The 6,889-nt window shown below is 46.5% G+C and carries 6 protein-coding genes, 2 tRNA genes and 2 rRNA genes; 9 read left to right on the top strand and 1 reads right to left on the bottom strand.

Annotated elements, in window-relative coordinates:
- From GLW00_RS16855 to tsaD, 9 genes are all read left to right on the top strand, one after another.
- Positions 1-121: ribosomal RNA gene (locus GLW00_RS16855) — 23S ribosomal RNA — on the top strand; the annotation flags it as partial.
- A gap of 89 nt (positions 122-210) precedes the next feature.
- A 5S ribosomal RNA gene (rrf, locus tag GLW00_RS16850) occupies positions 211-324 on the top strand.
- A gap of 84 nt (positions 325-408) precedes the next feature.
- A tRNA-Met gene (locus GLW00_RS16845) sits at positions 409-485 on the top strand.
- Between the two features lie 113 nt (positions 486-598).
- A tRNA-Asp gene (locus tag GLW00_RS16840) sits at positions 599-675 on the top strand.
- 158 nt (positions 676-833) lie between these two features.
- Positions 834-1,820 (top strand): thiamine-phosphate kinase, encoded by a 987-nt coding sequence (thiL, locus tag GLW00_RS16835; RefSeq protein ID WP_160916018.1) that lies wholly within the window; start codon positions 834-836, stop codon positions 1,818-1,820.
- The gene (gene tsaE / locus GLW00_RS16830; RefSeq protein WP_160916016.1) at positions 1,821-2,276 is read left to right on the top strand and encodes a tRNA (adenosine(37)-N6)-threonylcarbamoyltransferase complex ATPase subunit type 1 TsaE; all 456 of its coding nucleotides are present in this window, start codon (positions 1,821-1,823) and stop codon (positions 2,274-2,276) included.
- A complete protein-coding gene (gene tsaB, locus GLW00_RS16825) occupies positions 2,273-2,959 on the top strand; it encodes a tRNA (adenosine(37)-N6)-threonylcarbamoyltransferase complex dimerization subunit type 1 TsaB (protein WP_160916014.1) in 687 nt (228 codons plus the stop codon). The genes tsaE and tsaB overlap by 4 nt, the downstream gene beginning before the upstream one ends.
- A 1-nt stretch (position 2,960) precedes the next feature.
- Positions 2,961-3,404, top strand: a complete 444-nt coding sequence (rimI, locus tag GLW00_RS16820; protein WP_160916012.1) for a ribosomal protein S18-alanine N-acetyltransferase — start codon at positions 2,961-2,963, stop codon at positions 3,402-3,404.
- Positions 3,401-4,432 carry a tRNA (adenosine(37)-N6)-threonylcarbamoyltransferase complex transferase subunit TsaD gene (gene tsaD, locus GLW00_RS16815; protein ID WP_160916011.1) on the top strand — a complete coding sequence of 344 codons (1,032 nt, stop codon included), beginning with the start codon at positions 3,401-3,403 and terminating at the stop codon, positions 4,430-4,432. Before rimI ends, tsaD begins: the two co-directional genes overlap by 4 nt.
- 412 nt (positions 4,433-4,844) lie before the next feature.
- On the opposite strand, the gene GLW00_RS16810 is transcribed toward tsaD, so the two are convergent.
- Complete coding sequence (locus GLW00_RS16810) at positions 4,845-6,779, bottom strand: ABC-F family ATP-binding cassette domain-containing protein (RefSeq protein ID WP_160916009.1); 1,935 nt, start codon at positions 6,777-6,779, stop codon at positions 4,845-4,847.
- Positions 6,780-6,889 lie beyond the last annotated feature (110 nt).

Raw genomic sequence — 6,889 nt, 5'->3', positions numbered from 1 at the left:
GAGATTTCCCTTTGCTTTAAGCAAATAAGATCCCTCAGAGACGATGAGGTTGATAGGTCCGAGGTGGAAGCGTGGTGACACGTGGAGCTGACGGATACTAATGGATCGATGACTTATCTATCTGATTATAATCATTCGTGAAGAACGTTGCTTTTCAAACAAGATGTTTCCTTATCCAGTTTTGAGGGTTCACCTCAAACTTTATATTGATGTGGTGGTGAAGGCGAAGAGGTCACACCTGTTCCCATGCCGAACACAGCAGTTAAGCTCTTCAGCGCCGATGGTAGTCGGGTTTACCCCCGTGAGAGTAGGACGCCGCCACATTGATTTATTTTCTAAAATGTAGTACAATAGAAAATAGTTCACAATTAAATCTTATGGGAACTTATTAAAGTCATCCCACATTATCGCGGGGTAGAGCAGTCTGGTAGCTCGTCGGGCTCATAACCCGGAGGTCACAGGTTCAAATCCTGTCCCCGCAACCAAATTTTATTTAACTACGTCGAGTAATCATCCAAGTTAAATAAACATCGTATTACTAATAAGTGCAACCAATTTTCATTAAGTCTTTTGACTTTCTTTTTTTATGAAAAATTTTGGTCCGGTAGTTCAGTTGGTTAGAATGCCTGCCTGTCACGCAGGAGGTCGCGGGTTCGAGTCCCGTCCGGACCGCCACTACTTAAAATTAAACGTTCAGCCTTAGGAACCTTTCCTAAGGCTTTTATTATGGAATTTTTTAAATGTGCCTCTCTCTTGGTATAATAGGAATATTACGATTATACGAGCGGCCGGTTTGAGATAAGAAAGCGGTCATAAGAGAAAGGGACATATATATGGATGAGTTCTCATTTATACGATCGATTAAGCCCGATTACTACCGACAATCTTCCTTAATAAAAGGGATTGATGACGATGCGGCGGTCTTCCGTCCTTCGGGTCATGATATCGTTACAGCTGTGGATACGATGGTGGAAGGAGTCCATTTTACAAGGCAGACGATGGAACCTGAGAAGATTGGTCACCGTGTGTTGGCAGCAAATATCAGTGATCTTGCTGCGATGGGCAGTACGCCTGCTTTTTACATGGTTTCGATTACGATTCCTTCTAATTGGAGTCAGCAGGAACTTGAATGTATTTATGAGGGAATGAAGAAGCTTGGAGATTCCTATCAAATGGATTTGATCGGCGGCGATACGGTGTCCGGGAGAGAACTCTCGTTAAGTGTTACGGTTATAGGGATGGTTCATAAAGGAAAAGCGAGATACCGTTCCACAGCGAAACCTGGGGATGTATTGTTTGTCACGGGAACCCTCGGAGACTCCAGGGCAGGTTTGGAATGCTTGTTGAATCCACAATGGGAAAAGTCTGCGGAGATTACATACCTTATTGAACGTCATCAAACTCCTGTGCCGAGGGTTTCTTTTGCCTCACATTTATCCCAGATTGAACGGATAACTTTGAATGATGTTAGTGACGGAATTGCGAATGAAGCGAAGGAAATTGCGGAGGCATCTAATGTTGATCTGTTTATTGAGTCAGAAGGTATCCCTTTTTCTAAAGCGATCCGCAATGTTTTCCCTGAACATCATGAGGAATGGGGATTATCCGGTGGAGAAGATTTTGAATTGCTTGGAGCCGTGCCTGAGGAGGACTGGCCACAAGTGATAAAAGCTGCCGAACACGCAGGTGTTACGATAAGTAAAATCGGATACGTGAAAGAGAAAGAGGGGGCTGCACCCGTTGTGATGCTTCATCAAAAGGGGAAGTGGGAGACCTTGACCTCTTCCGGTTATACTCATTTGAAGGAAAAGGGTGATTGAATGAAAACATTTGAATGGAGAAGCTCCTCTACAGAAGAAACACAGCAGTTGGCAGAAAAGCTCGGAGAACGTTTGCAACCGGGCGATGTACTAACATTAGAGGGCGATTTAGGGGCTGGAAAAACAACGTTCACAAAAGGCCTGGGTAAAGGATTGGGCGTCAAACGGACGATCAACAGCCCGACCTTTACGATTATGAAAGAATATCAGGGGCGTGTCCCCTTTTATCATATGGATGTCTATCGTTTGGAAGAGAGTGATGAAGATCTCGGTTTCGACGAGTATTTTGAAGGAGAAGGAGTAACGGTCGTGGAGTGGGCCCAGTTCATTGAGGAATTCTTACCTGATGAACGGCTGGATATTACGATCCGTTATATGGACGAAGTGACGCGGGTGTTCACATTCGAAACGGCATCCGATCATTTTGAATCGTTATGTAAGGAGATTTTAGGATGAATGTACTGGCAATAGATACCTCGAATTATGTCATGGGCGTTGCGGTCATCAGAGATGGGGCTGTAGCTGGCGAGTATGTGACGAATATCAAAAAGAATCATTCCATCCGTCTGATGCCTGCGATCGATCAGGTTATGAAGGAAACGGACATGCAGCCAAGTGACTTAGACAGAATCGCGGTTGCACATGGGCCTGGGTCCTATACGGGTGTACGAATCGGGTTGACGACGGCAAAGACGATGGCGTGGTCGCTCGGAATCCCAGTTGTAGGTGTTTCGAGCTTAGAAGCTGTAGCAAGGCAGGGAGTCTTTTTCCAAGGGTATGTCTGTCCGTTCTTTGATGCACGCCGTGGGCTTGTCTATACAGGGCTGTATCGATCAGATATGACACTGGAAAAGGATGAGACGAACGTCTTGATGGAGGATTGGCTCCATCAACTGAAGGAACTGGACGAACCTGTTCTTTTCCTCAGTCAGGATATAGCTGTGCATGATGAAAAGATTGTCGAGATTCTTGGCGATCAGGCGGTTCTTCCGAAAGCTCCTTATCACTATGCACGACCTGCCATCATCGGTTCTATAGCAGAAGAAAAGGAACCCGGCCCGTTGCATGACCTCGTTCCGAACTATTTGCGGATTCCTGAGGCGGAAGCTAAATGGTTGGAGCAGCAGGGGAAGAAGTAGGATGGCGACAATCAGGAGAATGACGAAGGATGATGTAGAAGCTGTTATGGAAGTCGAAAAGGCTTCTTTTGCCGTACCGTGGTCGGAGGAAACTTTTGAAAAAGAGATGGAAGACAATCCTTACGCGTATTATTATGTAGTAGAAAAACAGGACGCGATCATTGGATACTGTGGTTTGTGGTTGATCATTGATGAGGCTCATGTCACGAATATCGCCATTCATCCAGACCATAGAGGAAACAAGTATGGTGAGCGTTTGTTCCGCCATACTTGTAACGAAGCGATTGAGCATGGAGCAATCCAGCTGTCGCTTGAAGTGAGAGTTTCAAATACAGCCGCGCAGCATATGTACCGGAAGTTCGGGATGGTACCTGGAGGAATCCGAAAGAGGTACTACTCGGACAATGGTGAAGATGCGTTAGTGATGTGGGTGGGGTTAAAATGAAGGAAGATCAATACATTTTAGCGATTGAGACGAGTTGTGATGAAACAGCCGTAGCAATTGTCAAAAACGAAACAGAACTGATGACGAACATCGTCGCTTCCCAAATAGAAAGTCATAAGCGTTTCGGAGGTGTGGTACCGGAAATTGCCTCCAGGCACCATATCGAACAGATGACGATTACACTTGAAGAAGCCCTTGAAGACGCGGGGATGACCATTGATGATATGGATGCCATTGCGGTAACGGAAGGACCTGGACTGGTCGGTGCCCTTCTTGTTGGTGTCAATGCAGCGAAATCAATCGCTTTTGCTAAACAGAAGCCGCTTGTGGGCGTGCATCATATTGCGGGTCATATCTATGCCAACCGTTTGGAAAAGGAATTTGAATTTCCGCTTCTTTCCCTTGTTGTATCCGGCGGGCACACGGAGCTTGTGTTGATGGGTGAACATGGATCCTTTGAAATCATCGGTGAAACGCGCGATGATGCCGCAGGGGAAGCGTATGACAAAGTAGCGCGAACGCTGAAGCTTCCCTACCCAGGCGGACCTCAAATCGACCGCCTCGCTCAAGAAGGGGAAGAGACGATTGATTTCCCTCGTGCCTGGCTGGAAGATGGATCCTATGATTTCAGTTTCAGCGGATTGAAATCAGCTGTGATCAACCGTCTCCACAAAGCGAAGCAGCGGGATGAATATTTAAAACCTGAGGATGTGGCCGCAAGCTTTCAAGCAAGTGTTGTGGACGTGTTATCCACAAAAGCGTTCCGTGCGGCCGAGGAGTATGGTGTAAAGCAAATGATCGTCGCTGGTGGTGTTGCTGCCAATAAGGGATTAAGAGCAGCCCTGCAGGAGAAATTCAAAGACAGCGAAACAGAGTTGCTTATACCACCGCTTCATTTGTGCACAGACAATGCCGCTATGATTGCTGCGGCTGGAGCTGTTGCGTACAATCAGGGTCACCGGGCTGGATGGGATTTGAATGCCAATCCAGGACTGGATCTCGAGCTTTTTGGTGCACGTAAAAAGTAAGGTCGTGAACAGGAACGATCAAAGCTCTCCTTTTAAATAAGGAGAGCTTTTCCTTTTTCATAGGGAGTGTGTATAAGTTTGAGAAAAATACAGAGAGGCGTTTATCCACATGTGTATAAACATACAGTGGATAAACCATCAGTGGATAAGTAGAAACAGGAAAGAAAACGGTACCAATTTTGTGGATAAATATAAGTGTTTCTGTGGATAATGTGCATAACCCTGTTGAAAACTGTTAATAAAGCTATTCAACTGTTGAAAACTATGTGGATACTGAATCATCATTCATACACGAATATACATGTGAGCAGAATCCATCAATAAAAAAGAATAGAATGATATTTGTGGAAAAAAATGGTGTACCAGGTCATCCATATTTTGGATGACCTGGTACACCTGTTTCTGTCAGTGATCAGTCATGGAGGGTTTCCCATTCTTCCATGAGGGCTTCGAGTTTAGACTGGAGCTGTGTGTTGTCTTCTGTGATTTCCAGGGATCGTTCGTGGTCCTGAAAGATGTCCGGGTCACAGAGGAGCTCTTCGTTTTCTTCAAGTCTCGCTTCCAACTGTTCAATTTCTTCTTCAATTTCAGCGATGCGTCGGTTTTTCTTCCGTTCTTCCCGTTTCGCAGCTTTGTCTTCTTCAAAACTGTTCTTCTGCTGCACTTCCTGCTGCTTCGGTTCGTTCTGCAGGCGTTCAGCTTCTTCGATCTGCTGCAGCTCGTACTCTTCCCGCTTCTTATCAACATAGTAATCATAATCACCAAGGAAAAGGCGGGTCTCTTCAGGATTCATTTCCACAACCTGCGTCGCAATCTTGTTGATAAAGTAACGGTCGTGGGAAACGAATAAAAGGGTGCCAGGATAATCCACAAGCGCTGCTTCCAACACTTCCTTACTATCAAGATCCAGGTGGTTGGTCGGCTCGTCGAGAATTAAGAAGTTCGCTTCCTGCATCATCAGTTTGGCTAGGGAGAGCCTCGCTTTTTCTCCACCACTGAGCGCAGAGACTGGCTTCAGCACATCTTCACCTGAGAAAAGGAAGTTGCCGAGGATGGTGCGGATATCCTTTTCGTTTTTCATCGGATATTCTTCCCAGAGCTCGTTCAAAACCGCTTTCGTTGAGTTCAGTTTTGTCTGCTCCTGATCGTAATAACCGATTTGCACGTTCGTTCCGATCAGCTTTTCACCTTTCGACTGTTCCAAATCTCCGATGAGTGTCTTCAATAACGTCGTCTTTCCGACACCATTAGGACCGACAAGCGCCACAGAATCGCCACGGTTCAAATCAAGGGATACGTTGTCGAAAAGGTAGTCATCGCTATCATCATAACGGAACGCATAGTTGCGCAGCTTCAACACATCATTGCCGCTTCGTTTCGCAGTCTGGAAACTGAACTTCGCCGACTGGTTGTCATCCTTCGGCTTTTCGAGCTTGTCCATTTTCTCCAGTTGTTTCCGGCGGCTTTGGGCCCGCTTACTTGTCGTCGCCCGGACGATGTTCTTCTGAATGAAATCTTCCATCCGCTTGATTTCTTCCTGCTGCTTTTCAAAGCGTTTGAGTTCCTGCTCATAGTCCGCTTCTTTCTTTTTTAAATAATCGCTGTAGTTGCCGTGGTACCGCTTGGATGATTGAAACGCGATTTCGTAGACGGTATTGACGATCCTGTCCAGGAAGTAGCGGTCGTGGGAGACGATGACGACGGCTCCTTGATAGCCCTGCAGGTAACCTTCAAGCCAGCTCAGTGTATCGATGTCCAAGTGGTTCGTCGGCTCATCGAGGATGAGGACATCCGGACTTGTGAGCAGCAGCTTTCCGAGCGCGAGGCGCGTTTTCTGCCCGCCGCTCAAGGAATTGATCGGTGTATCCCAGTTGAAGTTTTTGAAATTCAACCCGTTCAACACGCCGCGGATATCTGCTTCATACTGATAGCCGCCAGCCGTCTTGAAATATTCCTGTTTCCGGTCGTAATCCGCCAGCAGCTGCTGGTAGCGTTTCTGATCGTCGAGCAGGTCGGGGTCCGCCATCTGCACTTCCATGGAGCGGAGTTCTTGCTCCAGGTCCTTCAGGTGTTCGAACACCTTCTCCATCTCGTTCCATATGGTTTCCTCTGACTGCAGCCCTGTATTTTGGGCCAGGTAGCCCATCGTGGTTTCTTTCGGTTTGAAAATATTGCCCTCATCGTGGCTCATTTCACCAGCCATCATTTTGAGCAAGGTCGATTTTCCTGCTCCGTTCCGACCGACGATGGCGATCCGGTCGTTCATCTGTACTTCCAATTTGATATTCGATAAAATCAACTCGGCGCCGAAACGCTTCGTCAATTGGTTCAATTGCATGAGAATCATGTCGTTTCACCTCAATAAAATCAGTGTATCTCATAGGCGCATCCCCTAGCAACACAATGCTCCTGAAGTATGTGAAATCTTTAACGACTTCCGTTTGATTTTTTGGTAGA

Origin of the sequence: Halobacillus litoralis (assembly GCF_009856445.1) — a bacterium.
Taxonomy (GTDB): Bacteria; Bacillota; Bacilli; order Bacillales; family Halobacillaceae; genus Halobacillus; species Halobacillus litoralis.
Note: the sequence above shows the minus strand (reverse complement) of the source record. Positions and strands in the feature narration are given on the sequence as shown.